This is a genomic window from Streptomyces phaeolivaceus (assembly GCF_009184865.1).
Classification (GTDB): domain Bacteria; phylum Actinomycetota; class Actinomycetes; order Streptomycetales; family Streptomycetaceae; genus Streptomyces; species Streptomyces phaeolivaceus.
Genome location: NZ_CP045096.1, coordinates 7,984,863 through 8,008,665 on the forward strand (window position 1 = coordinate 7,984,863; position 23,803 = coordinate 8,008,665).

Annotated in this window: 18 protein-coding genes and 1 riboswitch; of the genes, 11 read left to right on the forward strand and 7 right to left on the reverse strand. The window is 70.4% G+C overall.

Annotation, left to right across the window (positions count from 1 at the left end):
- Window positions 1-149 precede the first annotated feature (149 nt).
- The 3 genes from F9278_RS36740 (at window position 150) to F9278_RS36755 (ending at window position 4,125) form a co-directional block, all read left to right on the forward strand.
- On the forward strand, window positions 150-1,037 hold the full coding sequence (locus tag F9278_RS36740) for a FadR/GntR family transcriptional regulator (protein ID WP_152172153.1): 888 nt from the start codon (window positions 150-152) through the stop codon (window positions 1,035-1,037).
- A gap of 583 nt (window positions 1,038-1,620) precedes the next feature.
- Entirely contained in the window at window positions 1,621-3,165 is a 1,545-nt protein-coding gene (locus F9278_RS36750) for an RNA polymerase sigma factor (protein ID WP_152172155.1), read from the forward strand.
- Between the two features lie 144 nt (window positions 3,166-3,309).
- Complete coding sequence (locus tag F9278_RS36755; RefSeq protein ID WP_152172156.1) at window positions 3,310-4,125, forward strand: S1 family peptidase; 816 nt, start codon at window positions 3,310-3,312, stop codon at window positions 4,123-4,125.
- Window positions 4,126-4,290: 165 nt separating this feature from the next.
- Here F9278_RS36755 and F9278_RS36760 read toward each other — a convergent pair whose 3' ends face one another.
- The gene (locus F9278_RS36760; protein ID WP_013000244.1) at window positions 4,291-4,521 is read right to left on the reverse strand and encodes a DUF7455 domain-containing protein; all 231 of its coding nucleotides are present in this window, start codon (window positions 4,519-4,521) and stop codon (window positions 4,291-4,293) included.
- Window positions 4,522-4,989: 468 nt separating this feature from the next.
- Between F9278_RS36760 and F9278_RS36765 the strand changes: the two genes are divergently transcribed.
- From F9278_RS36765 to F9278_RS36775, 3 genes are all read left to right on the forward strand, one after another.
- Window positions 4,990-7,110, forward strand: coding sequence for a DNA gyrase/topoisomerase IV subunit B (locus F9278_RS36765; RefSeq protein WP_152172157.1), 2,121 nt, complete (start codon window positions 4,990-4,992; stop codon window positions 7,108-7,110).
- 342 nt (window positions 7,111-7,452) lie between these two features.
- Window positions 7,453-7,992 carry a DUF485 domain-containing protein gene (locus tag F9278_RS36770; protein WP_193241796.1) on the forward strand — a complete coding sequence of 180 codons (540 nt, stop codon included), beginning with the start codon at window positions 7,453-7,455 and terminating at the stop codon, window positions 7,990-7,992.
- Window positions 7,989-9,581, forward strand: a complete 1,593-nt coding sequence (locus F9278_RS36775; protein WP_152172158.1) for a solute symporter family protein — start codon at window positions 7,989-7,991, stop codon at window positions 9,579-9,581. Before F9278_RS36770 ends, F9278_RS36775 begins: the two co-directional genes overlap by 4 nt.
- A gap of 23 nt (window positions 9,582-9,604) precedes the next feature.
- On the opposite strand, the gene F9278_RS36780 is transcribed toward F9278_RS36775, so the two are convergent.
- From F9278_RS36780 to F9278_RS36800, 5 genes are all read right to left on the reverse strand, one after another.
- Window positions 9,605-10,285 carry a response regulator gene (locus F9278_RS36780; protein WP_152172159.1) on the reverse strand — a complete coding sequence of 227 codons (681 nt, stop codon included), beginning with the start codon at window positions 10,283-10,285 and terminating at the stop codon, window positions 9,605-9,607.
- Entirely contained in the window at window positions 10,282-12,069 is a 1,788-nt protein-coding gene (locus F9278_RS36785; RefSeq protein WP_226967106.1) for an ATP-binding protein, read from the reverse strand. Before F9278_RS36785 ends, F9278_RS36780 begins: the two co-directional genes overlap by 4 nt.
- 106 nt (window positions 12,070-12,175) lie before the next feature.
- On the reverse strand, window positions 12,176-13,114 hold the full coding sequence (locus tag F9278_RS36790) for a sucrase ferredoxin (protein WP_152172160.1): 939 nt from the start codon (window positions 13,112-13,114) through the stop codon (window positions 12,176-12,178).
- A gap of 265 nt (window positions 13,115-13,379) precedes the next feature.
- On the reverse strand, window positions 13,380-13,616 hold the full coding sequence (locus tag F9278_RS36795) for a hypothetical protein (RefSeq protein ID WP_152172161.1): 237 nt from the start codon (window positions 13,614-13,616) through the stop codon (window positions 13,380-13,382).
- A gap of 333 nt (window positions 13,617-13,949) precedes the next feature.
- Complete coding sequence (locus tag F9278_RS36800; protein ID WP_152172162.1) at window positions 13,950-14,441, reverse strand: DUF6082 family protein; 492 nt, start codon at window positions 14,439-14,441, stop codon at window positions 13,950-13,952.
- Between the two features lie 370 nt (window positions 14,442-14,811).
- Here F9278_RS36800 and F9278_RS36805 point away from each other — a divergent pair, with 370 nt between their 5' ends.
- Window positions 14,812-15,978 (forward strand): CobW family GTP-binding protein, encoded by a 1,167-nt coding sequence (locus F9278_RS36805; RefSeq protein WP_404818975.1) that lies wholly within the window; start codon window positions 14,812-14,814, stop codon window positions 15,976-15,978.
- Between the two features lie 10 nt (window positions 15,979-15,988).
- Here F9278_RS36805 and F9278_RS36810 read toward each other — a convergent pair whose 3' ends face one another.
- A complete protein-coding gene (locus F9278_RS36810) occupies window positions 15,989-18,445 on the reverse strand; it encodes a DNA gyrase/topoisomerase IV subunit A (protein ID WP_152172164.1) in 2,457 nt (818 codons plus the stop codon).
- A 457-nt stretch (window positions 18,446-18,902) separates the two neighbouring features.
- Between F9278_RS36810 and F9278_RS36815 the strand changes: the two genes are divergently transcribed.
- The 4 genes from F9278_RS36815 to F9278_RS36830 all read left to right on the forward strand — a co-directional run bounded on the left by F9278_RS36815 (window position 18,903) and on the right by F9278_RS36830 (window position 23,781).
- The gene (locus F9278_RS36815) at window positions 18,903-20,291 is read left to right on the forward strand and encodes a M16 family metallopeptidase (protein WP_193241797.1); all 1,389 of its coding nucleotides are present in this window, start codon (window positions 18,903-18,905) and stop codon (window positions 20,289-20,291) included.
- Complete coding sequence (locus F9278_RS36820) at window positions 20,288-21,676, forward strand: M16 family metallopeptidase (RefSeq protein ID WP_152172165.1); 1,389 nt, start codon at window positions 20,288-20,290, stop codon at window positions 21,674-21,676. Before F9278_RS36815 ends, F9278_RS36820 begins: the two co-directional genes overlap by 4 nt.
- Window positions 21,677-21,901: 225 nt before the next feature.
- A riboswitch (cyclic di-AMP (ydaO/yuaA leader) is annotated at window positions 21,902-22,075 on the forward strand.
- A 12-nt stretch (window positions 22,076-22,087) separates the two neighbouring features.
- A complete protein-coding gene (locus tag F9278_RS36825; protein ID WP_152172166.1) occupies window positions 22,088-22,876 on the forward strand; it encodes a M23 family metallopeptidase in 789 nt (262 codons plus the stop codon).
- Window positions 22,877-23,076: 200 nt separating this feature from the next.
- A complete protein-coding gene (locus tag F9278_RS36830) occupies window positions 23,077-23,781 on the forward strand; it encodes a GntR family transcriptional regulator (RefSeq protein WP_152172167.1) in 705 nt (234 codons plus the stop codon).
- Window positions 23,782-23,803: the final 22 nt, after the last annotated feature.

A 23,803-nucleotide genomic window follows, 5' to 3' on the forward strand; every position in this document is an offset into this window, starting at 1 on the left:
TCTTCCGTTGGCGCATTGCGCACAACTCCTCGTAGAACGCCCACTTCTTTCCGATAAGGCGTCAATTGCGACGGGGTGAGCGATCACCCTTTCGTGTGCTTTTCACCAAAGACCTCAAGGGAGTTGGGAACGCAGCCGACAAAGGATGCGTGAGTACCCTTGCGCACACCATGATGACCGCCGCCCGCTCCGCCGACTCCGGCCTCGCAGGACCGGGCGAACTCGACCGCTACCCCTACGCCGAGCACCCCGGTGTCGACCGCGTGAGCCTCCCCGCCTGGGACGGCGCGGACCCCGAGCTGGGGCGCGTGGGCCGACGCGCCGCCGGGAGCCGCGGACGCGGGCTGCACGGCCAACTCGTCCAGCAGCTCGGCCAGATGATCGTCTCCGGCGACCTGGGCGCGGACCGCCCCCTCGTGCCCGAGGAGATCGGCCAGCGCTTCGAGGTCTCCCGCACCGTCGTCCGTGAATCCCTGCGCGTTCTGGAGGCCAAGGGCCTCGTCAGCGCCCGCCCGAACGTCGGCACGCGCGTCCGTCCGGTCAGCGACTGGAACCTGCTCGACCCGGACATCATCGAGTGGCGCGCCTTCGGTCCGCAGCGCGACGACCAGCGGCGTGAGCTGAGTGAGCTGCGCTGGACGATCGAGCCGCTCGCCGCCCGCCTCGCCGCCGGCCACGGCCGTGACGACGTGCAGCAGCGCCTCGGCGACATGGTCGAGCTGATGGGCCACGCCATGGCGCAAGGTGACCCGCTGACCTTCTCGCGCGCGGACGCCGAGTTCCACTCGCTGCTCATCCAGCTCGCGGGCAACCGCATGCTGGAGCACCTCTCCGGGATCGTCTCCGCGGCGCTGCAGGTCTCCGGCAGCCCGGTCACCGGGTGCGACCGGCCGACGGAGGCGTCCCTGACGCACCACGCCAGGATCGTCGACGCCCTCGCCGCGGGCGACGGAGGGGCGGCCGAGGCCGCCATGCGTCAACTGCTCACCGTCCACCCCGAGGTGGAGCGTGTGGTGCCGGCGCCGCGCGAGCACTGAGGGCGCCGAGAGCGGGACAAGGGCGGCGCGGCTCGGGCGCGGGCCCTTCCGTGACGTCGTTCCACCGGCGGCCCGTGCCGCCGGGCCCCATCGGATCCCCCCGGGATTCGGCGGGGTCCGGCGGCACGACCGGCGTCGGGCGCCGTCCGGAAGGCGGCGGGGCGGCGGGGGCGGTGCGCGGCCCCGGCGGGGGCGGCGGGTCCCGTGCGGCGGATGTCCCCGGAGAGGGTGCCGATCTTGGTGGGAACGATGATCCGCATTGAGGAGTTCGTTCGGGAATCGTTCGGGTACCCGTTGAAGCAGAATCGGTTGTGGCCTTGGTCGATTACCTCTGGCAGTATCTGACCGCTTTTGAGCGCTTACGGGGTGTGACTCGGGCCACGCAGATTGGGCGTAACGCTCGTGGGAACAGCGCGATGACCTAAGAGGTGACAGCCGCGGAGGGAATACGGACGCCGTTCACGGCGCTGTGCATCTTCCCGGCCCCCGCCCGCACCGTCGGCCCATTCCCAAGCCGGTGGTCGGCTCCTGTCCGCAGTGGACGGGGCCGGAAGCCGTTTTCCAACGTTCCGAGAGGTTGTTCGTGTCGGCCAGCACATCCCGTACGCTCCCGCCGGAGATCGCCGAGTCCGTCTCTGTCATGGCGCTCATTGAGCGGGGAAAGGCTGAGGGGCAGATCGCCGGCGACGATGTGCGTCGGGCCTTCGAAGCTGACCAGATTCCGGCCACTCAGTGGAAGAACGTACTGCGCAGCCTCAACCAGATCCTCGAGGAAGAGGGTGTGACGCTGATGGTCAGTGCCGCGGAGCCCAAGCGCACCCGAAAGAGCGTCGCAGCGAAGAGTCCGGCCAAGCGCACCGCCACCAAGACGGTCGCGGCGAAGACGGTGACCACCAAGAAGGCCACCGCCACAGCCGCCCCCGCGGTGCCCACCGCCGACGCCTCCGCCGAGGACGCCGCACCCGCCAAGAAGGCCGCCGCCAAGAAGGCGGTCGCCAAGAAGGCGGCCCCCGCCAAGAAAACCGTCGCCGCCAAGAAAACGGTGGCCAAGAAGACCACCGCCAAGAAGGACGACGCCGAGCTCGTCGACGAAGAGGTCCTCGAGGAGACCCCCGGCGGCAAGCCCGGCGAGGAGCCCGAGGGCACCGAGAACGCCGGCTTCGTCCTGTCCGACGAGGACGAGGACGACGCGCCCGCCCAGCAGGTCGCCGCGGCCGGTGCCACGGCCGACCCGGTCAAGGACTACCTCAAGCAGATCGGCAAGGTCCCGCTGCTCAACGCCGAGCAGGAGGTCGAACTCGCCAAGCGCATCGAGGCCGGTCTGTTCGCCGAGGACAAGCTGGCCAACGCCGACAAGCTCGCCCCCAAGCTCAAGCGCGAGCTGGAGATCATCGCCGAGGACGGCCGCCGCGCCAAGAACCACCTCCTGGAGGCCAACCTCCGTCTGGTGGTCTCCCTGGCCAAGCGCTACACCGGCCGCGGCATGCTCTTCCTGGACCTCATCCAGGAGGGCAACCTCGGTCTGATCCGCGCGGTCGAGAAGTTCGACTACACCAAGGGCTACAAGTTCTCCACGTACGCCACCTGGTGGATCCGTCAGGCGATCACCCGCGCCATGGCCGACCAGGCCCGCACCATCCGTATCCCGGTGCACATGGTCGAGGTCATCAACAAGCTCGCGCGCGTCCAGCGCCAGATGCTCCAGGACCTGGGCCGCGAGCCCACCCCGGAGGAGCTGGCCAAGGAACTCGACATGACCCCCGAGAAGGTCATCGAGGTCCAGAAGTACGGCCGTGAGCCCATCTCGCTGCACACTCCCCTGGGCGAGGACGGCGACAGCGAGTTCGGTGACCTCATCGAGGACTCCGAGGCGGTCGTCCCGGCCGACGCGGTCAGCTTCACGCTCCTCCAGGAGCAGCTGCACTCCGTCCTCGACACGCTCTCCGAGCGCGAGGCCGGCGTCGTCTCCATGCGCTTCGGTCTCACCGACGGTCAGCCGAAGACCCTCGACGAGATCGGCAAGGTGTACGGCGTCACGCGTGAGCGCATCCGCCAGATCGAGTCCAAGACGATGTCGAAGCTGCGCCACCCGTCGCGCTCGCAGGTCCTGCGCGACTACCTCGACTAGGCGACACGGCACCCGCCCGCGCGTCTGTTCGGAAGGCCCGGTTCCCTCGAAGGAGCCGGGCCTTCGGCGTGTGTGCGGCATGCGGAAGCCGATCCGGTGGATCACTCTGGGTGTGCCATCCATGTCCCGGAGTGAGGAGCCCGCATGCGTCGATCGTTCGCCCGACTGCTGGCCGTCGCGGCCACCACGGCCGTCATACCGCTGGTGTCACCGCCACCGGCGACGGCCGAGGTCATCATCGGCGGTCATCCGGTCGAGATCTCCCAGGCGCCCTGGACGGTGGCGCTGTCCAGTCGTGACCGGTTCGGGGGTACGCGGGCCGGACAGTTCTGCGGCGGTGTGGCGGTGGGCCGCTCGACCGTCCTGACCGCCGCCCACTGCCTCAGCGAGAGCGTCCTGGGCGGTCCCCCGGAACGCCTCCCCGATCTGCGGATCATCGCGGGCCGCGCCGAACTGCAGTCGGCCGAGGGTCTGGAGATCCCGGTGAGCGGAGCCTGGGTCAATCCGGAGTACGACCCCTATACGAATGCCGGGGACTTCGCGGTGGTGACCCTTGCCTCACCGCTGCCCGAGGACTCCGTCATCGGACTGGCGGGGGCGGGTGACCCCGCGTACGCGCCGGGCACACCGGCCGCGGTCTACGGCTGGGGGGACACCACGGGTGCCGGCGACTACGCACGGGGTCTGCGGGCCGCGCCGGTGAAGGTGCTGGCCGACTCGGTCTGCGAGAGGGCCTATCCGGGCAGCGCGGAGGGCCGATACCTGTCCGAGTCCATGGTGTGCGCCGGGGAGCAGCAGGGCGGCCGGGACGCCTGTCAGGGGGACAGCGGAGGGCCGCTCGTCGCCCAGGGGAAGCTGATCGGGCTCGTGTCGTGGGGCAGCGGCTGTGGACTCGCCGGGAATCCCGGCGTCTACACCAGGGGCTCCTACGTGGCCCGGGTGCTGGAGGAGAGCCGCTGAGGCGGTGCTCAGGAGCCCCTGCGCGGTCGCCTGCGCCGCCCGTGCCTCGGTGTCAGGCGCGAGCCGTGTGCGCGGCATGAGAGCGGGCGGCCACCCCGTGTGTACGGGAGTGGCCGCCCGGTCACCGGCCTCGAGCCGGTGGCGGCTCGTCGTAGGTGCGAAGCGTCAGCGCTCGTCCTCTTCTGCGGTCGCGGGAGCAGCCGTGAGCCGCTCCGTCTCGTCCTGTATCTCCGCGGCGATCTTCTTGAGCTCCGGCTCGAACTTGCGGCCGTGGTGGGCGCAGAACAGCAGCTCTCCACCGCTCAGCAGGACGACGCGCAGGTAGGCCTGGGCGCCGCAGCGGTCGCATCGGTCAGCGGCCGTCAGCGGGGTCGCGGGGGTCAGAACAGTAGTCACGTCGCCTCTTCTCTAGCTCGACGAGCTGTCGTACCAGGGTCAACATCCAACCAGGCCGAAAACGTTCCCGCTCGCGGCTTTAACTCGAAAAAATCTTTCCGGGCCGGCTGTCTGCTGCCGGTTGGCGGCGAATGAGCCGTAGTGCGTGTCTTCGTGTCGTACGGGTTCGCGCTGTCTGTCGGGTGGTTCTGGTGGTTGTTCTTTCGGTTGTACGGTCCTACCGGCTGGGTTGCCGTTTGTTCATGAGGACGTGCCCGGAGCCTAAATGGTTCATGCCTCGAAGGGAACGTGATATGTACTTCACCCCATCGAGGGATCGAACGTGTATGCGACTCTGGACTACTCTGAGTTTTGGACGAGGGTGGCGTTACAACGGCTCTACCAGGCCTCGGTACCCTCGGACCGGCAACAGAGCCCGGCCCCTTACCCCAAAGGGCCTCACCTGAAATTCAGCGAGGAGCGAACCGCGTGACCGCCGATACGTCCGTGCCGTCCACAGCGCTGCTGACCGGAGCAGACCGGGACGGCTCCAACTACACCGCGCGGCACCTGCTCGTCCTCGAGGGCCTCGAGGCCGTGCGGAAGCGCCCCGGCATGTACATCGGCTCGACGGACAGTCGAGGCCTGATGCACTGCCTCTGGGAGATCATCGACAACTCCGTCGACGAGGCCCTCGGGAGCTACTGCGACCACATCGAGGTGATCCTCCACGACGACGCCTCGGTCGAGGTGCGCGACAACGGCCGGGGGATCCCGGTCGACGTCGAGCCCAAGACCGGCCTGTCCGGTGTCGAGGTCGTCATGACCAAGCTGCACGCCGGCGGCAAGTTCGGCGGCGGCTCGTACGCGGCCTCCGGCGGTCTGCACGGTGTGGGCGCCTCCGTGGTGAACGCGCTCTCCGCCCGCCTCGACGTCGAGGTCGACCGCAACGGCGCCACGCACTCCATCAGCTTCCGCCGCGGTGTGCCCGGCGCCTTCACGGGCAACGGCCAGGACGCCAAGTTCGAGACCGGCGGTCTGCGCAAGGGCAAGCGGATTCCCAAGACGCGCACTGGCACCCGTGTGCGCTACTGGGCCGACCGCCAGATCTTCCTCAAGGACGCCAAGCTCTCGCTGGAGCACCTGCACCAGCGCGCCCGGCAGACCGCGTTCCTCGTGCCCGGACTGACGATCGTCGTCCGTGACGAATTCGGTCTGGGCGACGGCGGCAGCAAGGGCGAGGAGTCGTTCCGCTTCGACGGCGGCATCAGTGAGTTCTGTGAGTACCTGGCCTCCGACAAGCCGGTCTGCGACGTCCTCCGCTTCTCCGGGCAGGGCACCTTCAAGGAGACCGTGCCCGTTCTCGACGAGCACGGCCAGATGACACCCACCCAGGTCACCCGTGAACTCGGCGTCGATGTCGCCATGCGCTGGGGCACCGGCTACGACACGACCCTCAAGTCGTTCGTGAACATCATCGCCACCCCCAAGGGCGGCACCCATGTCGCGGGCTTCGAGCAGGCCGTGGCCGCCACCATGAACGAGGTGCTGCGCGCCAAGAAGCTGCTGCGTGTCGCCGAGGACGACGTCGTCAAGGACGACGCCCTGGAGGGCCTCACCGCGGTCGTCACCGTGCGTCTTGCCGAACCTCAGTTCGAGGGGCAGACCAAGGAGGTCCTCGGGACCTCGGCGGCCCGGCGCATCGTGACGCAGGTGGTCGCCAAGGAGCTCAAGGCGTTCCTGACCTCCACCAAGCGGGACGCCGCCGCTCAGGCGCGGGTCGTGATGGAGAAGGCCGTCGCCGCCGCTCGTACGCGGATCGCCGCACGTCAGCACAAGGACGCGCAGCGGCGGAAGACCGCGCTGGAGTCGTCCTCGCTGCCGGCCAAGCTCGCCGACTGCCGCAGCGACGACGTCGAGCGCAGTGAGCTGTTCATCGTGGAGGGTGACTCGGCGCTCGGTACGGCGAAGCTCGCGCGGAACTCCGAGTTCCAGGCGCTGCTGCCGATCCGGGGCAAGATCCTCAACGTTCAGAAGTCGTCCGTGACCGACATGCTCAAGAACGCCGAGTGCGGCGCGATCATCCAGGTCATAGGGGCCGGGTCCGGGCGTACGTTCGATATCGAAGCGGCTCGCTACGGCAAGATCATCATGATGACCGACGCCGATGTGGACGGGTCGCACATCCGGTGTCTGCTGCTCACGCTCTTCCAGCGGTACATGCGGCCGATGGTCGAGGCGGGGCGCGTCTTCGCCGCGGTGCCGCCGTTGCACCGGGTCGAGCTGGTCCAGCCCAAGAAGGGGCAGGACAAGTACGTCTACACGTACTCGGACCGTGAGCTGCGCGACAAGCTGCTGGATTTCCAGAGCAAGGGGGTCCGGTACAAGGACTCGATCCAGCGCTACAAGGGTCTCGGCGAGATGGACGCGGACCAGTTGGCGGAGACGACGATGGATCCGCGGCACCGGACGCTGCGGCGGATCAATCTGTCGGACCTGGAGGCGGCTGAGCAGGTGTTCGATCTGCTGATGGGGAACGATGTGGCGCCGCGCAAGGAGTTCATCTCCAGTTCGGCGGCGACGTTGGATCGGTCTCGGATCGACGCGTAGTCGCTGCGCTGGGCTTGGGCCGGGGCCGGGGCCGGGGCCGGGGTGGCTTCCGTTCGTGGGTGGGTCGGGGGCGTGTCGGGGGTGTCCGTCCTCGGAACGGCGCGGAATCGGTCGGCTGAGAAGTGGGACGGGTTGACGCGCCGACCGCTGCGGGCGGACACCCCCCGACACGCCCCCTTCTCGCCGTACGCCACCGACCCGCCGTCGGGGTGCGCTTGTCTGCCGGACATGGCTTTCCGAGTTTTGGCTCGGGTGGGGGAGGCTGGCCGGGGGTTCACCTGATGGGGTGAAGAATCGGGAAGAGGTGCGTCGGGGGTCTTTCCGTTCTGTCCATGCTTGGGCATGCAGTCAAGCACCGGCCGTCCCCGCCGACGCGGGGGTGGTTCTGAGAGCCCGGTTGAGCAGTACGAGGAGCACGGCCTCGCCAGCGCGGACGTGCGGTTCGACGATCCCTGGTACGACGCGTTGGCCTCCGGCTGGGGGGAGTTGGACGGCACGGGCGGGCCGGCGCCGGTCGTGGCCGAGGCGCGGGAGAGCCGGGGCGGGGGCGCTGCGGAGGTCTATCTGGAGGTCCAGCGGAGTGCGGCCTTCCAGGAGGTGCGCAGCCGTTATCGCAGGTTCGTGATCCCGGGCGTCGCCCTCTTCTTCAGCTGGTATCTGGCCTATGTCGTGACGGCGACCACCGCGCCGGGGCTGATGGCGCGGCCGGTGGTGGGCGCGGTGAATGTGGCGATGCTGGCGGGGCTCGGGCAGTTCCTCACGACCTTCCTGTTCACCTGGGCGTACGCGCGGCACGCCAGGCTGCGCCGGGACCGGGCGGCGCTCGATCTGCGGTGGGACACCCAGGAGTTGACGCGGGGCGTCAGAGGGGGCGAGCGGTGACCGCCGACCATCAGACGCTGGCGCTGGTGCTGTTCAGCGCGTTCGTGGCGGTCACCTTGGGCATCACGACATGGGTGAGCCGCAACCGGCATGGTTCGGCGGAGGAGTTCTATGCGGGCGGGCGGTTGTTCTCGCCGATGGAGAATGGTTTTGCCATCGCGGGTGACTACATGTCCGCCGCTTCCTTCCTCGGTATCTCCGGGCTCATCGCGCTGTTCGGGTACGACGGGCTGCTCTACTCGGTGGGATTCCTGGTCGCCTGGCTGGTGGTGCTCTTCCTGGTGGCCGAACTGGTGCGCAACTGCGGGCGGTTCACACTCGCCGACGTGGTCGCGGCACGGATGAGCGAGCGGCCGGTGCGGATCGCGGCGGGAACTTCCTCGGTGACCGTGTCCGTTCTGTACCTGGTGGCGCAGATGGTGGGAGCGGGCACCCTCGTCGCGCTGCTGCTGGGGGGAGAGAGCGAGGCGGCGCAGGCCTGGACGGTCATCGGCGTCGGCACACTCATGGTCGTCTATGTGTCGTTGGGAGGGATGCGGGCCACCACCTGGATCCAGATCGTGAAGGCGGTCCTGCTCATGGGCGGGGCGATCGCGCTGACCGTGCTCGTACTGGTGCGGTTCCACGGGGACTTCGACCAGTTGCTGCGGACGGCGGCCGAGCGCAGCGGACACGGCGACTCGTTCCTCGCGCCCGGGTTGAAGTACGGCGGTGACTGGGTTGCCCGCTTCGACTTCATCAGCCTCGGACTCGCCCTGGTGCTGGGCACGGCCGGGCTGCCGCACATCCTGTCGCGCTTCTACACGGTGCCCACCGCGCGGGCCGCGCGCCGCTCGGTGGTCTGGTCGATCGGCCTCATCGGCGGCTTCTACCTGATGACGATCGTGCTCGGCTTCGGCGCGGCGGCCATCGTCGGCCCGGACGCCGTACGGGGTTCCAACGCGGCCGGGAACACGGCGGTGCCGTTGCTGGCCCTCGACCTGGGCGGTGGCGCCGACTCCACTGGCGGAACGGTTCTGTTCGCGATCGTCGCCGCGATCGCCTTCGCGACGATCCTCGCGGTCGTCGCCGGGATCACCCTCGCCTCGTCGGCGTCCGTCGCCCACGACCTGTACGCGTCGCTGCGGCGCCGTCGCTCCAAGCCGCGCAGCGAGGTCGCGGTGGCACGCACGGCAGCCGTCGGCATCGGTGTGGTGGCGATCGGGCTCGGGCTGCTCGCGAAGGACCTCAACGTGGCCTTCCTGGTCGGCCTCGCCTTCGCGGTCGCCGCCTCCGCCAATCTGCCCGTGCTGTTGTACTCGCTGTTCTGGCGCGGCTTCACCACACGGGGGGCGGTGTGGTCCGTGTACGGAGGACTGGTCCCTTCCGTGGTCCTGGTGCTGCTGTCGCCGGTGGTGTCGGGGAGCGCCGACTCCCTGTTCCCCGGCGTCGACTTCCAGTACTTCCCCTTGCAGAACCCGGGTCTCGTCTCCATCCCGCTGGGCTTCCTCGCGGGCTGGCTCGGCACCGTCGCCTCGGCCGAGCCGCCGGACGAGGCGAAGCACGCCGAGACCGAGGTGCGGTCGCTGACGGGGGCCGGGGCGGTGTGAGAACGGGGGCGCGTCGGGGGACCTCAGGGGCGGGTCGCCCATTCGTAGCGGTGCTCCGGGCGGCCGGCGTCGCCGTATTTGAGGGTCAGCCGGGCCCGTCCCGTGCGCTCCAGGAGCTTCAGATAGCGCTGGGCGGTCTGGCGGCTCAGACCGGTCCGCTCGGCGATCTCCTGGGCGGACAGCGCGCCCTCGGCGGTCATCAGGGCGCGGCGCACCAGCTCGGTGGTGGTGGCGGAGTGGCCCTTGGGCAGGTCCGGCTCGCCGCCCGTCGAGAGGGCGCCGAAGATCCGGTCCACCTCGGCCTGTTCGGCCTCGCCGCCGCCGTCCAGAGTGCGCCGCAGCTCCGCGTACGCCTCCAGCTTCGCCCGCAGCCCGGCGAACGCGAACGGTTTGACCAGGTACTGGAGCGCGCCCTGACGCATCGCGGCCTGGACGGTCGAGACGTCGCGGGCCGCCGTCACCATGATCACGTCGCTCTGGTGGCCCCGGCGCCGCATCTCCTGGACGACCACGAGACCCGTGCCGTCCGGCAGATAGTGGTCCAGCAGGACCAGGTCCACGTGGGGCAACGACTCCAGCCGGTGCAGCGCCTCGGCCGCGTTGTGGGCCACGCCGACGACGTGGAAACCGGCGACCTTCTCCACGTAGGCGGCGTTGACGCGGGCGACTCTGACGTCGTCGTCCACGATCAGGACCTCGATCATCGCGACTCCTTGTCGGCGGCTGTGATGGCGGCTCCGGGCTCCCGCTCGGGGCCCGGTCGCCCGTCGTGGCCGGCCGTCGGCTCGTCCTGCCGGGCCGGTCCGTCGTCGGGTGCCGTGGAGGTGTCGGGTGCCGTGGGGACGAGCGCCGGTGCGGACGGCCGCGTCGTCGGGTCGGGCTCGGCGAGGGCGTCGGGCAGCACGACGGTGAACTCCGCGCCGCCGCCCTCCGCCTCCGCGACCCGGGCGCTGCCCCCCTGCCGTTCGGCGAGCCGGCGCACCAGGGAGAGCCCGATGCCGCGCTCGCGGTGGGCCGGGCGGGTCTTGGTGGACCAGCCGTCCGCGAAGATCAACTCCCGCCTGTCGGGCGGTACTCCGGGACCCGTGTCCCGTACGCGGAGGATCGCGGTGCGTCCCTCGGCGCGCAGATCGACCTCCACGCGCGCGTGCGGGGTGCCCGCGACGGCGTCCAGGGCGTTGTCGACGAGGTTGCCGACGACGGTGACCAGCCCACGGGGGTCGATCAGCCGGTCCGGGAGCATCGTGGTGTCCGCGACCGACAGGGCCACTCCGCGCTCGGCCGCGACGGTCGCCTTGCCGACCAGGACCGCGGCCAGCAGCGGATCGTGGATCTTCTCGGTGACCTGCTCGGCGGTCGCCCGGTGGTCGCCGACCACCTCGCCGACGAACTCCACCGCCTCGTCGTACATCTCCAGTTCGAGCAGGCCGAGGAGGGTGTGCATCCGGTTGGCGTGCTCGTGGTCCTGGGCGCGCAGGGCGTCCGTGAGACCGCGCGTGGAGTCGAGTTCGCGGCCGAGCTGCTCCAGTTCGGTGCGGTCGCGCAGGGTGGCCACGGCGCCCCCGTCGTCCGTGGGCATGCGGTTGGCGACCAGTACGCGCTGACCGCGCACGGTCAGCAGATCGGTGCCCGTGACCCGGCCCGCCAGCACATCGGTGGTACGGCCGGGGCCGAGCGCGTCGTCGAGCGACCGGCCGACCGCCTCGTCGCCTATCCCGAGCAGCCGTCGCGCCTCGTCGTTCAGGAGGCGCACGCGCCCGGCGCGGTCCAGCGCGACCACGCCCTCCCGGATGCCGTGCAGCATCGCCTCGCGCTCCGCAAGCAGCCCCGCGATATCGGAGAAGGCCAGGTCACGGGTCTGGCGATGCACCCGCCGGGAGATCAGATACGCGGCCAGCGCCCCGACGGCCATGGCCCCGCCCGCGTACGCCAGGAGCCCGGGGATCGCGTGGATCAGCCGGGCGCGCACGCTGTCGTACTCGATGCCCACCGAGACGGCGCCGACGATCCTCCCGTCGGTGTCACGCAGCGGCACCTTGCCCCGGGCGGAGCGCCCCAGCGTCCCCGAGTCGATCTCCATGACCTCGTTCCCGGCCAGGGCGCGGCGCGGATCGGTCGAGACGAGCCCACCGATCTCCGCCGGGTCGGGGTGCGACCAGCGCACGCCGACCCGGTCCATCACGACCACGTACTCGGCCCCGCTGGCCTTCCGGATCCGCTCTGCCTCGATCTGCACGGGGCCGTTCACGGACGGCCGCGACGACACCAGGTCCTCCGCGATCTGCGGCTGGGCCGCCGTGGTCTGCGCGATCGCGAGCGCCCGGCGCATCGCCTGGTCGTCCAGCTGTTCGCTGAGCGGCGCGAGGAACAGCCCGGTCGCGAGGACGGCGACGCCGGCGGCGATCGCCACCTGCATCAGCAGGACCTGCGAGAACACCCGCCGAGGCATGCCGAGACGCAGGCGGCGCGCGGGCGGAGTGGGGCTCATACCCATGACGGTACGTGGACGGGACGGGCCGCTCGTAGTGGGGTGTGGCGCGGATCTCAGATGCTTGGCGTTCGTACAGCGCCCGGTCGGGGGCGGGAGCGGGTCGCTAGCGCGTCGCCGCGGCCGGTGACAGTTCTCGTACGGTCAGGACGTCCATCCTCGCCGGGGAACCCAGCGCCGAGCCGCAGCTCTCCGGGCGGGGCGGCTGGGCGGCGCCCTGGGAGACGGTGACGGTCCAGCGGCGGCCGTCGGTGTGGGCGACCGTCACGTCCCAGCGGGGTGCCGCGCCGTCCGTGCGCAGGACGGTGAGCGTGTCGGCCGCGCCCTCGCCGGTCCTGGTCCGCACCGCCAGCTCGGCCGCCTGTCCGGGGCGCTCCCAGGCGGAGCCGCCACGACACCCCTCGGTGACGACACGGCCCTCCCGTACGCCCTGGAGGACCTCCTTGACGTGGTGGGCCTCGGCGCGGCCGTACACATAGCCGAAGGGCAGCACGAGCAGGGTGGGGGAGAAGCGGTGGCCACCCAGATGGGTGACCTCCCAGGTGCCCTCGACCCCGGAGGCGGCCAGTTCGGCGGCGAGGGGACGGCCGAGGAGGGCGCAGCAGCGGTCGCGCTTGCCGTTGGTGCAGACGAGCGCGAGGGGGTCGCCGGTGTGGGGCCGACCTCGCAGAACCGTCCCGAAGGAGTCGTGATCGCCCCGGCCGAGCGCGGCGAAGTCGAGGTCGAGCAGTCGTTCGGGGGCGGACGTCGTGGCGCTGTGCAGCCAGACGTTCCCGGGGACGGTGTGGGCCACGTACACCCGGCGCTCACGCACCTCACGGCGGTCCGCGTGGCGGCCGGGGCGCCGGATGAGCGCCACGCGTACGCCGGCGCCCTCCGTCGCGGCTTCGAGGGCACGGCCGAGCGCGGGGTCCAGGTGGCTCGAAGTGAGCGCCTTGACGCCCCAGGGGCCGGGCTGTTCCAGCAGCAGCCATGTCCTCGCCGTGGCGGCGGTCCCCGCGAGAGGCTCGTCGAGGTGTCGGGACGCGGATGTGCACGTACTCACAGAGGTGAGCCTAACCTGACTTGCCCGCGAGCGAATTCCGGCCGGGCCGAAGGGGTGCAAAGGGGGTCCGCGAGGGGCGCATACGGGACCTCGCGTGGGATCCGCGGGCCGACCTGGCGTGGCGTGGTCATGAGCGGGGCCCGCCACCTGGGGGTGGCGGGCCCGTGCGTCGTTCGGCCCTGACGCGGACGCGGCGACCGTTTCGTCGGCTCGGCGATTACTTCCGCCGGCGCGGCGACTGCTTCCGCCGGCGCCGGGACGAGGCTCAGGCGTCGGGGATCTCCGGTTTCGCGCGGACCAGCGTCTCGCGAGTGATGATCACGATCCGCTCGTAGTCGGCACGTGCGGCGTCGGGAGGGAGCTCGGGGTCGAGCTCCGCGGTGGCCTCGCGCCCGATGACGGCGAAGCTGCCGTCGCTGAGCTCGAAGATGTCGGGACACGTCTGCCCGGTGGCGCTGCCGCGCTCACGAGGCGAAGCCCCGACACGTCGAACGATTTTCACGGAGAGGTACCAGCCTTAAGGACTCGGAGAGAGAGGAATGCCCTCCGAGTGCAGTGGCCGCCGAGGCGGAGGTGTGCTTCGGAGCGTCCTGTCTCCGAGCCGAAGGATGATCGCCGGAGTGCCCGGAGAGGGCCAGACGACAAGATAGGCGACTCGGCCGGTCCGGGTACGTGAGATGGAGGCGGGCGGGCAGGTGAAGTTCTCCGTACCCGCTTGACGACCCCTCCTGATGCCGTGCGGGGGCCCGATCGGCGATGTCCTCGGCAGGTCAGGGCCCCGGCCCGCGTGCGGGGGCAGTCACCGGCGCACGGGCGCCGGGTGTGGAGCGCGAGGTCATGCGGACTCGTCCGGTGGCTCTCCCACCACCCACCACTCATCGGTGTCGGCGTCGGTGAGTTCCTGGATCAACTCGTCCGTCATCCGCCCCAGTTCGGCTTCCTCCGAGGCCTCGGCGAGGCTCTTCCTGTGATGCCGGGTCGACTCCCAGTACTCCTGGAAGATCTTGTTCCGGCACATGATCCGCAGATGCCCGTACAGCTCCGCCCTGTTCAGCGTCCCGATCCGATGGAAATGGAGGGCGTTGATGTAGAGGGCGTTCGCGAACAGGTACTGGCGTTGCGCCTCCGGCGGGACGTCGCTCTCGTAGGTGTCCAGAACGGCGGCGAGGGCCGGGTCGTCCATGGCCTTGCAGAGCAGATCGAAGTGGAGCCGGTGCTGTTCGCTGAGTGAGGCTCGCCGGTGGCGGCGGGAGACCGGCAGCAGGGCCGATGCTCTTGCTGTGGCGGTGGAGCGAAGCCTCCGTATCCAGGAATTCCGTGTGGCCATGTCAACCCCCGGTTCAGGCGGCCGTCCGCCGGTCGTCGGGTCCGGGGCGACGGGATGGGGACCGGCGAGCGGTGGGCGGCGCTTGCCGCCTCTCAGTGTCGCCGAGAGGCGCTGGTCGGCTGGAGGCGGAGAGGAGGCGCACGGAGGGATGCGCGGGTCGCGCGAACCGGCGCCATGCCCACCGTGTGCCCTGCGGGCGCCGCTGACAACCGTGCGCTCCACGGGGTGCCCACCCGCACTCGTATCCTGGGGCGGCATTCAAGGGACGTACGAGAGCTGCTGCGTTCCGGTGAGAGCCGGTCCATGAGTCGCCCTCGTGCGGTGACCGGCCGCGAGCCGGCGCGCGCAACGGTGTGAGAGAGGGCGCGTGTTGAGCCAGTCGTCGAGTCCGAACCCGAGTGTTGTCGCGCAGGGTGTGTCGCAGATCCCCGTCGTCGTTCTCGCCGGGTTCCTCGGTTCCGGTAAGACGACGCTGCTCAATCATCTTCTCCACCGCAGCGGCGGCAGCCGGATCGGTGCCGTCGTCAATGACTTCGGGGCGATCGAGATCGACGCGATGGCCGTGGCGGGCGCGCTCGGCGACTCCACCGTGTCGCTGGGCAACGGGTGTCTGTGCTGTGCCGTCGACGCCAGTGAGCTGGACGTCTATCTGGACCGGCTCGCCGAGCCGTCCGCCGGGATCGATGTCATCGTCATCGAGGCCAGCGGGCTCGCGGAGCCGCAGGAACTCGTGCGGATGGTGCTCGCCGGCGAGAATCCCCGGGTGGTGTACGGCGGGCTCGTCGAGGTCGTGGACGCCGCCGAGTTCCTGGAGACCCGGCGGCGGCATCCCGGGATCGACCGGCATCTCGCCATCGCCGACCTCGTCGTCGTCAACAAGCTCGACCGGGCCGAGGACGGGGAGCGGGTGCTGACGCTCGTCCGTTCGCTGGCCGAAGGCGCCGCCGTGGTACCCGCCACCTACGGGCGCGTCGACCCCGAGTTCCTCTTCGACTGCCGGCCCTCCGAGGAGCGCGTCGGGCAGCTGTCCTTCGACGACCTCCCCCGACAGGACCACGACGGGCACGGCGACGGGCATCACGACGCGCACCACGAGGGGGACGAGCACGCCGGGCATCTGCACAGCGGCTACGACAGTGTCTCCTTCGTCTCCGATGTGCCGCTCGACCCCCGGCGGCTCATGGAGTTCCTGGACGGGCGGGCGGACGGGCTCTACCGCATCAAGGGATACGTCGACTTCGGGCCCCACGACCCCCGGAACCGGTACGCCGTGCACGCCGTCGGGCGGTTCCTGCGGTTCACTCCCGAGCCCTGGGCCGACCTCGACGGGAGCGGCGACGAGAGCCGGCTCAGTCAGCTCGTGCTCATCGGGGCCGGGATCGACGCCCCGGCCCTGACCAAGGAGTTGGAGGCGTGCGAGGGCGAGAAGGACGCCCCGCACGCCGACGAGCACGGCATGTGGGGCGTCCTTCGCTATGTCCGGGGGACGGAGGCCGAGGAGCCCGAGGAACCCGAGGCCTCCTACGACGCCGTCTGAGGGCTCGGGCTCACACCGGTCCCGCCACCGACGCGACCGTCTTGCCCAGGGACACGCCCGAGCCGTCGCGGCGCGGGTCCATCTCCGGGAGGTCGGCCGGGGTGCCGTTCTTCTGGGCGGCACGGGCCGGGACCGGGCCCGCCCAGGCGATGGAGAGGCAGTCCTCGCCGCGAAGGAACCGCTGGCAGCGCACGCCGCCCGTGGCGCGGCCCTTGCGGGGGTACTGGTCGAACGGGGTCAGCTTGGCCGTGGTCTGCACGGAGTCGTCGAGGGTGCCTCGGGAGCCCGCCACCGTGAAGACGACGGCGTCCGCGGCCGGGTCGACGGCCGTGAACGAGATGACCTTCGCGCCCTCGGTGAGCTTGATACCGGCCATGCCGCCGGCCGGGCGGCCCTGCGGGCGGACCTGGGAGGCCTGGTAGCGCAGCAGTTGGGCGTCGTCCGTGATGAAGACGAGGTCCTCCTCGCCGGTGCGCAGCTCGACGGCCCCGACGATCCGGTCGCCCTCCTTGAGCGTGATGACCTCCAACTCCTCCTTGTTGGTGGGGTAGTCGGGCACCACACGCTTGACGACACCCTGCTCGGTGCCGATGGCCAGGCCCGGCGAGGACTCGTCGAGCGTCATCAGACAGATGACCGTCTCGCCGTCCTGGAGGGAGAGGAACTCCGTCAGCGGGGCGCCGCCCGACAGGTTGGGGGCCGCCGAGGTGTCCGGCAGCTGCGGCAGATCGACCACGTTCAGGCGCAGCAGACGGCCCGTCGAGGTCACCGCGCCCACCTCGCCCCGGGCCGTCGCCGGGACCGCCGAGACGATGACGTCGTGCTTGGCGCGCTTGCCGTCCTCGTCCGCCGCGAAGGGCTCGCCGTTCGCCGTACGGGCCAGCAGACCCGTCGACGACAGCAGCACCCGGCACGGGTCGTCCGCGACCTGGAGCGGGACCGTGGCCACCTGGGTGCCCGAGGACTCCAGCAGCACCGTACGGCGCTCGGTGCCGAACTTCTTGGACACCGCGGCCAGTTCGCCGGAGACCAGCTTGCGCAGCTCCGCGTCCGACTCCAGGATGCGGGTCAGCTCGGCGATCTCGGCGTTGAGCCGGTCCTTCTCGGACTCCAGCTCGATGCGGTCGAACCGGGTGAGGCGGCGCAGCGGGGTGTCGAGGATGTACTGCGTCTGGATGTCCGACAGGGAGAAGCGCTCCATCAGGCGCTCCTTGGCCTGCGCGGAGTTGTCGCTGGAGCGGATCAGCCGGATGACCTCGTCGATGTCCACCAGCGCGGTGAGCAGACCCTCGACCAGGTGGAGCCGGTCGCGCCTCTTGCCGCGGCGGAACTCCGAGCGGCGGCGGACGACCTCGAAGCGGTGGTCGAGGTAGACCTCCAGGAGTTCCTTCAGGCCCAGGGTGAGGGGCTGGCCGTCGACCAGGGCCACGTTGTTGATGCCGAAGGACTCCTCCATCGGCGTCAGCTTGTAGAGCTGCTCCAGGACCGCTTCCGGCACGAAGCCGTTCTTGATCTCGATGACCAGGCGCAGGCCGTGCGCGCGGTCGGTGAGGTCCTTGACGTCGGCGATGCCCTGCAGCTTCTTCGAGCCGACCAGGTCCTTGATCTTGGCGATCACCTTCTCCGGGCCGACGGTGAACGGCAGTTCGGTGACGACGAGGCCCTTGCGGCGGGCCGTCACGGTCTCCACCGCCACCGTGGCACGGATCTTGAAGGTGCCGCGGCCCGACTCGTAGGCGTCCCTGATCCCGGAGAGACCGACGATCCGGCCGCCGGTCGGCAGGTCCGGGCCCGGGACGTGCTTCATCAGCGTGTCCAGGTCGGCGTTCGGGTACCTGATGAGGTGGCGGGCGGCGGCGATGACCTCGCTCAGGTTGTGCGGCGGCATGTTGGTGGCCATACCGACGGCGATCCCGGACGCGCCGTTGACCAGCAGGTTCGGGAAGGCGGCGGGCAGGGCCACCGGTTCCTGCTCCTGGCCGTCGTAGTTGGGCGTGAAGTCGACCGTGTTCTCTTCGATCGACTCCGTCATCAGGCTCGTCGCGTCGGCCATCCGGGCCTCGGTGTACCGCATGGCGGCCGGTGGGTCGTCGTTGCCCAGCGAGCCGAAGTTGCCGTGGCCGTCGATCAGGGGGACCCGCATGGAGAAGGGCTGGGCGAGGCGCACCAGGGCGTCGTAGATCGACGAGTCGCCGTGCGGGTGCAACTTGCCCATGACCTCGCCGACGACGCGGGCGCACTTCACATAGCCGCGGTCGGGGCGCAGGCCCATCTCGTTCATCTGGTAGACGATCCGGCGGTGCACCGGCTTCAGACCGTCACGGGCGTCCGGCAGAGCTCGGGAGTAGATGACCGAGTACGCGTACTCCAGGAAGGAGCCCTGCATCTCGTCGACGACGTCGATGTCGAGGATCCGCTCCTCGAACGCGTCGTCGGGCGGCGGGGTCTTCGTGCTGCGGCGGGCCATCGCTGCCGGCTCCTCTTTTTCTGGTCGCTCACCTACGGGGCGCTCACGTGTGTCGGTCCACTCTCTCCGAGACGTGAACGGGATCTGACGCGCACCATTGTGGACTGCCGCACTGACAACCCCGACACGACCCGGCGCCGACGGCCGGGCACGCCCTCGCGGGCCGCCGCGTCAACAGCGTGCGCCGACCTTAACCACTGACCGTCGCCCGCAACCCCGGTCTCGCTCTCGGCGTACGAGCCCCGGGAACTTCTCCAGGGGTCCGCGCGCTTGCATACAGTGGCAGGACCGGCAGGAAAACGGCGGTTTCCGCGACGATTCCACGACGGAACACGACCACGGATTCCGCGACCACAACAGAGCGACCACAACAGAGCGACCACAGCACAGCGACCACAGCACAGCGACGACGACACAGCGACGACCACAGCACAGCGATCGAAGGGACGTACCGCCCATGGGTCACACGGCCACAGCCGAGGCCGGCTCCGAAGGCCTGACAGTGAGGGAGCACCGCCTGGACAACGGCCTGCGCGTGGTGCTCTCCGAGGACCACCTGACCCCGGTCGCCGCGGTCTGCCTCTGGTACGACGTCGGTTCGCGCCACGAGGTGAAGGGCCGCACGGGCCTCGCCCACCTCTTCGAGCACCTGATGTTCCAGGGCTCGGGCCAGGTCAAGGACAACGGCCACTTCGAGCTGGTCCAGGGCGCGGGCGGTTCGCTGAACGGCACCACCAGCTGGGAGCGCACCAACTACTTCGAGACCATGCCCACCCACCAACTGGAGCTGGCGCTGTGGCTGGAGGCCGACCGCATGGGCAGCCTGCTGCTCGCGCTCGACCAGAAGAACCTGGACAACCAGCGGGCCGTCGTCAAGAACGAGCGCCGCCAGCGGTACGACAACGTGCCCTACGGCACCGCCTTCGAGAAGATCTTCCGCCTGGCCTACCCGGAGGGCCACCCCTACCGGCACACGCCGATCGGCTCCATGGACGACCTGGAGGCGGCCAGCCTGGAGGACGCCCAGCAGTTCTTCAGGACGTACTACGCGCCCAACAACGCCGTCCTGTCGATCGTCGGCGACATCGACCCGGAGCAGACCCTCGCCTGGGTCGAGAAGTACTTCGGCTCCATCCCCTCGTACGACGGCAAGCCCGCGCCCCGTGACGGCGCCCTGCCCGACGTCATGGGCGAGCAGCTGCGCGAGGTCGTCGAGGAGAACGTCCCCGCGCGCGCGTTGATGGCCTCCTACCGGCTGCCGGAGGACGGCACGCGCGCGTGCGACGCGGCCGACCTGGCGCTCACGATCCTCGGCGGCGGCGAATCGTCCCGCCTGTACAACCGGCTCGTCCGCCGTGACCGCACGGCCGTGACGGCCGGGTTCGGTCTGCTGCGGCTGGCCGGCGCGCCCTCCATGGCCTGGATGGACGTGAAGACCTCCGGTGACGTCGAGGTCCCCGTCATCGAGGCAGCCGTCGACGAGGAGCTCGCCCGGTTCGCCGCCGAGGGCCCGACGGCGGAGGAGATGGAGCGCGCCCAGGCCCAGTTGGAGCGCGAGTGGCTGGACCGGCTCGGCACGGTCGCGGGCCGCGCCGACGAACTGTGCCGGTACGCGGTCCTGTTCGGCGACCCGAAGCTCGCCCTCACCGCCGTCGACCGCGTCCTGGAGGTGACGGCCGACGAGGTCCAGGAGATCGCCAAGGCGCGCCTGCGGCCCGACAACCGCGCGGTGCTCGTGTACGAGCCCGTCGCCGGCGAGGACGACACCGAAGAGGCCGCCGAAGACGGAGCCACCGCGGCCGAGGCCGCCGAAACCACCGACGAGACCGAGGAGTCGGCGAAGTGACCGAGCTCGCGACCATGGACTTCCACCCGCAGCCCCAGGCCGGCGAAGCCCGCCCCTGGGCGTTCCCGGCGCCCGAGCGCGGCACCCTGGACAACGGCCTGACCGTGCTGCACTGCCACCGCCCCGGCCAGCAGGTCGTCGCCGTCGAGGTCGTCCTCGACGCGCCCCTGGACGCCGAACCGGCCGGCCTCGACGGTGTCGCCACCATCATGACGAGGGCGTTCTCCGAGGGCACCGACAAGCACACGGCCGAGGAGTTCGCCGCCGAGCTGGAGCGCTGCGGCGCCACCCTCGACTCGCACGCCGACCACCCCGGCGTCCGGCTCTCCCTCGAAGTGCCCGTGTCGCGGCTGGAGAAGGCCCTGGGCCTGCTCGCCGACGCCCTGCGGGCACCCGCGTTCGAGGACAGCGAGATCGAGCGGCTGGTGGCCAACCGGCTCGACGAGATCCCGCACGAGACCGCCAACCCGGGCCGCCGGGCCGCCAAAGAGCTCTCCCGGCAGCTGTTCCCGGCCACGTCCCGGATGTCGCGGCCCCGCCAGGGCACCGAGGAGACCGTCGAGGGCATCGACTCCGCGGCCGTACGCGCCTTCTACGAGCGGCATGTGCGTCCCGCGACGGCCACCGCCGTGATCGTCGGCGACCTCACCGGGGTCGACCTCGACGCGCTGCTCGGCGACACCCTGGGCGCCTGGACGGGCTCCCCGGCCAAGCCGAGCGTCGTGCCGTCGGTGAGCGCCGACGACACCGGGCGTGTGATCATCGTGGACCGTCCCGGCTCCGTGCAGACCCAGTTGCTCATCGGCCGGGTGGGCGCCGACCGGCACGACCGTGTGTGGCCGGCCCAGGTGCTCGGCACCTACTGCCTCGGCGGCACCCTCACCTCCCGGCTGGACCGCGTCCTGCGCGAGGAGAAGGGCTACACCTACGGGGTGCGCGCGTTCGGCCAGGTGCTGCGCTCGGCGTCCGACGGCTCCGGTGTCGCGATGCTCGCCATCAGCGGCTCGGTGGACACCCCGAACACCGGTCCGGCGCTGGACGATCTGTGGACGGTTCTGCGCACGCTGGCGGCCGAGGGCCTGACCGACGCCGAACGCGATGTCGCCGTACAGAACCTGGTGGGGGTCGCCCCCCTCAAGTTCGAGACGGCCGCGGCCGTGGCGGGCACGCTGGCCGACCAGGTCGAGCAGTACCTGCCGGACGACTACCAGTCGACGCTGTACCGCCAACTCGCCGCGACCGGCACCGTGGAGGCCACCGCCGCCGCCGTGAGCGCCTTCCCGGTGGACCGTCTGGTGACCGTCCTCGTCGGGGACGCCGCGCAGATCGAGGAGCCGGTCAGGGCCCTCGGAATCGGTGAAGTCACGGTCGTACCGGCCGAGTAGAAGCCGAGCGGAGGCCGAGGAGAAACCGGACAGAAGGACGCGTGTCCGTGGGGCCCTGGTGACTGAAGAGTCACCAGGGCCCTTGTTTGTCCGTATTGATGGCGGAGGTTGTGTGTCTGACCTGTGGCGTACTTAACAAATCCTGTGATCCGTTTGTTATTTCGAAGACGACGCACTTAGCGTCAGTCCGGCTGTTCGTCAGAAGTTCGCCGCAGCCGCGGCACCGGACAGTCATCGCCGAGTCCCCGCATGGCGCGAGCCAGGGGAGCCGGGGACCCACCGAAGTCCCTGGGGTGAATCGGGTGCCCTTCGCGAGCGACGCGAAACGGGGGGCAGCCGTAGGAGACCTTCCTGCTCCGAACCCGTCAGCTAACCCGGTAGGCGAGAGGGAAGGAAAGGACCAGCCACTTCATGGCGTTCACCCGCGCCCCCGGGAAGCACCGCCGTCCCGGCCGTGTGCAGCGCACGACCACGAGGAACGTGGGCGTAGCCGCTCTCACCACCACCGGTGTCATCGGCACCCTGGCCGCTCCCGCGCTCGCCGCGGAGGAGCCCGCAGTCGAGCAGACCGGCCTGAACCAGATCATCGTCCTCGGCGACACGGTCGCCGACCAGGTCGACGCCCAGGCCGTCGCGCAGCAGCAGGCCGCCGAGGTGGCCGCGGTCAAGAAGAAGGCGCAGGAGGAGGCCCGCAAGGCCGCCGCCGAGAAGGCCGAGCAGGAACGTGCCGCCGCCAAGGAGCGCGAGGAGATCAAGGCCCGTGCCGCCCGCGCGGCCGAGCGCGAGCGCCTCAACGCCTATGTCGCCCCCATCAGCGGCTCCTACATCTCCACCGGCTACAAGGCCGGCGGTGCCGTCTGGTCCTCCGGCAGCCACACCGGCGTCGACTTCCACGCCGCGTCCGGCACCACCGTCCTCGCGGTCGGCGCCGGCACCGTCGTCGAGGCGGGCTGGGGCGGGGCGTACGGCAACAACATCGTCATCAAGATGAACGACGGCACGTACACCCAGTACGGCCACCTGTCGTCCATCGGCGTCTCCGTCGGTCAGACCGTCACCCCCGGCCAGCAGATCGGCCTCTCCGGGGCGACCGGCAACGTCACCGGCCCCCATCTGCACTTCGAGGCCCGGACGACGGCCGAGTACGGCTCGGACATCGACCCCGTCGCGTACTTGCGCTCGCACGGCGTGAACGTCTGACGGACCCACCGCTTCCCAGGAGGCCCCGGCTCACCGAGCCGGGGCTTTCCCTGTTGTGCGAACCTCTTGTGACGCACCTCCTGTCCAAAAAATATCCCTGGATTCCGGTCCGCCATCGGAAATTCCGGCTCACTGCAATAGAGTCGCTGGAACACACGTCAATCATCGACGTTTCACGGGGATTAAGGCGGAGGTCGGTCATGCGTATTCCGGCGCACTCGGTATGCACGGCGATCCGTGATGACATCGTCGCGGGTGTCTACGAGCGCGGCAGCCGTCTCACCGAGGAACTGCTCGCCCGCCGCTACGGCGTCAGCCGGGTCCCCGTGCGCGAGGCGCTGCGCACCCTGGAGGCCGAGGGGTTCGTGGTGACCCGGCGGCACGCGGGCGCGTGCGTCGCCGAGCCGACCGAGCAGGAGGCCGCCGACCTGCTGGAGATGCGCATGCTGCTGGAGCCGCTGGGCGCCGCCCGCGCCGCCCAGCGGCGCACCGAGGCGCACCTCAAGGTGTTGCGCGGCCTGGTCAGACTGGGCCAGGAGCGGGCCAGGAGGGGCACCAGCGAGGATCTGCGCTCCCTGGGCGGCTGGTTCCACGAGACGCTCGCACAGGCGTCCGGCAGCCCCGCCCTGACCTCGACACTCGCCCAGCTGCGGCACAAGATCGCCTGGATGTACGCGGTCGAGGCGCCTGCCAACCCCGTGGAGTCCTGGGCGGAGCACGGCGGCATCGTGGACGCCGTCGCGCGCGGCGACAGCGACCGGGCCCGGACCATCACGTCCGTGCACACCGAGCGCGCCACCGCCGCGCACCGGCTCCGATTTCCGGGCGGGGCCGCCGGGGCGGAGCGCGCCGACCGTGTGAGGACTTCGCAACACCCCGTAAACACACCGAGTCTGCGGCATTAACACGGGAGCCGTATACAAAGAG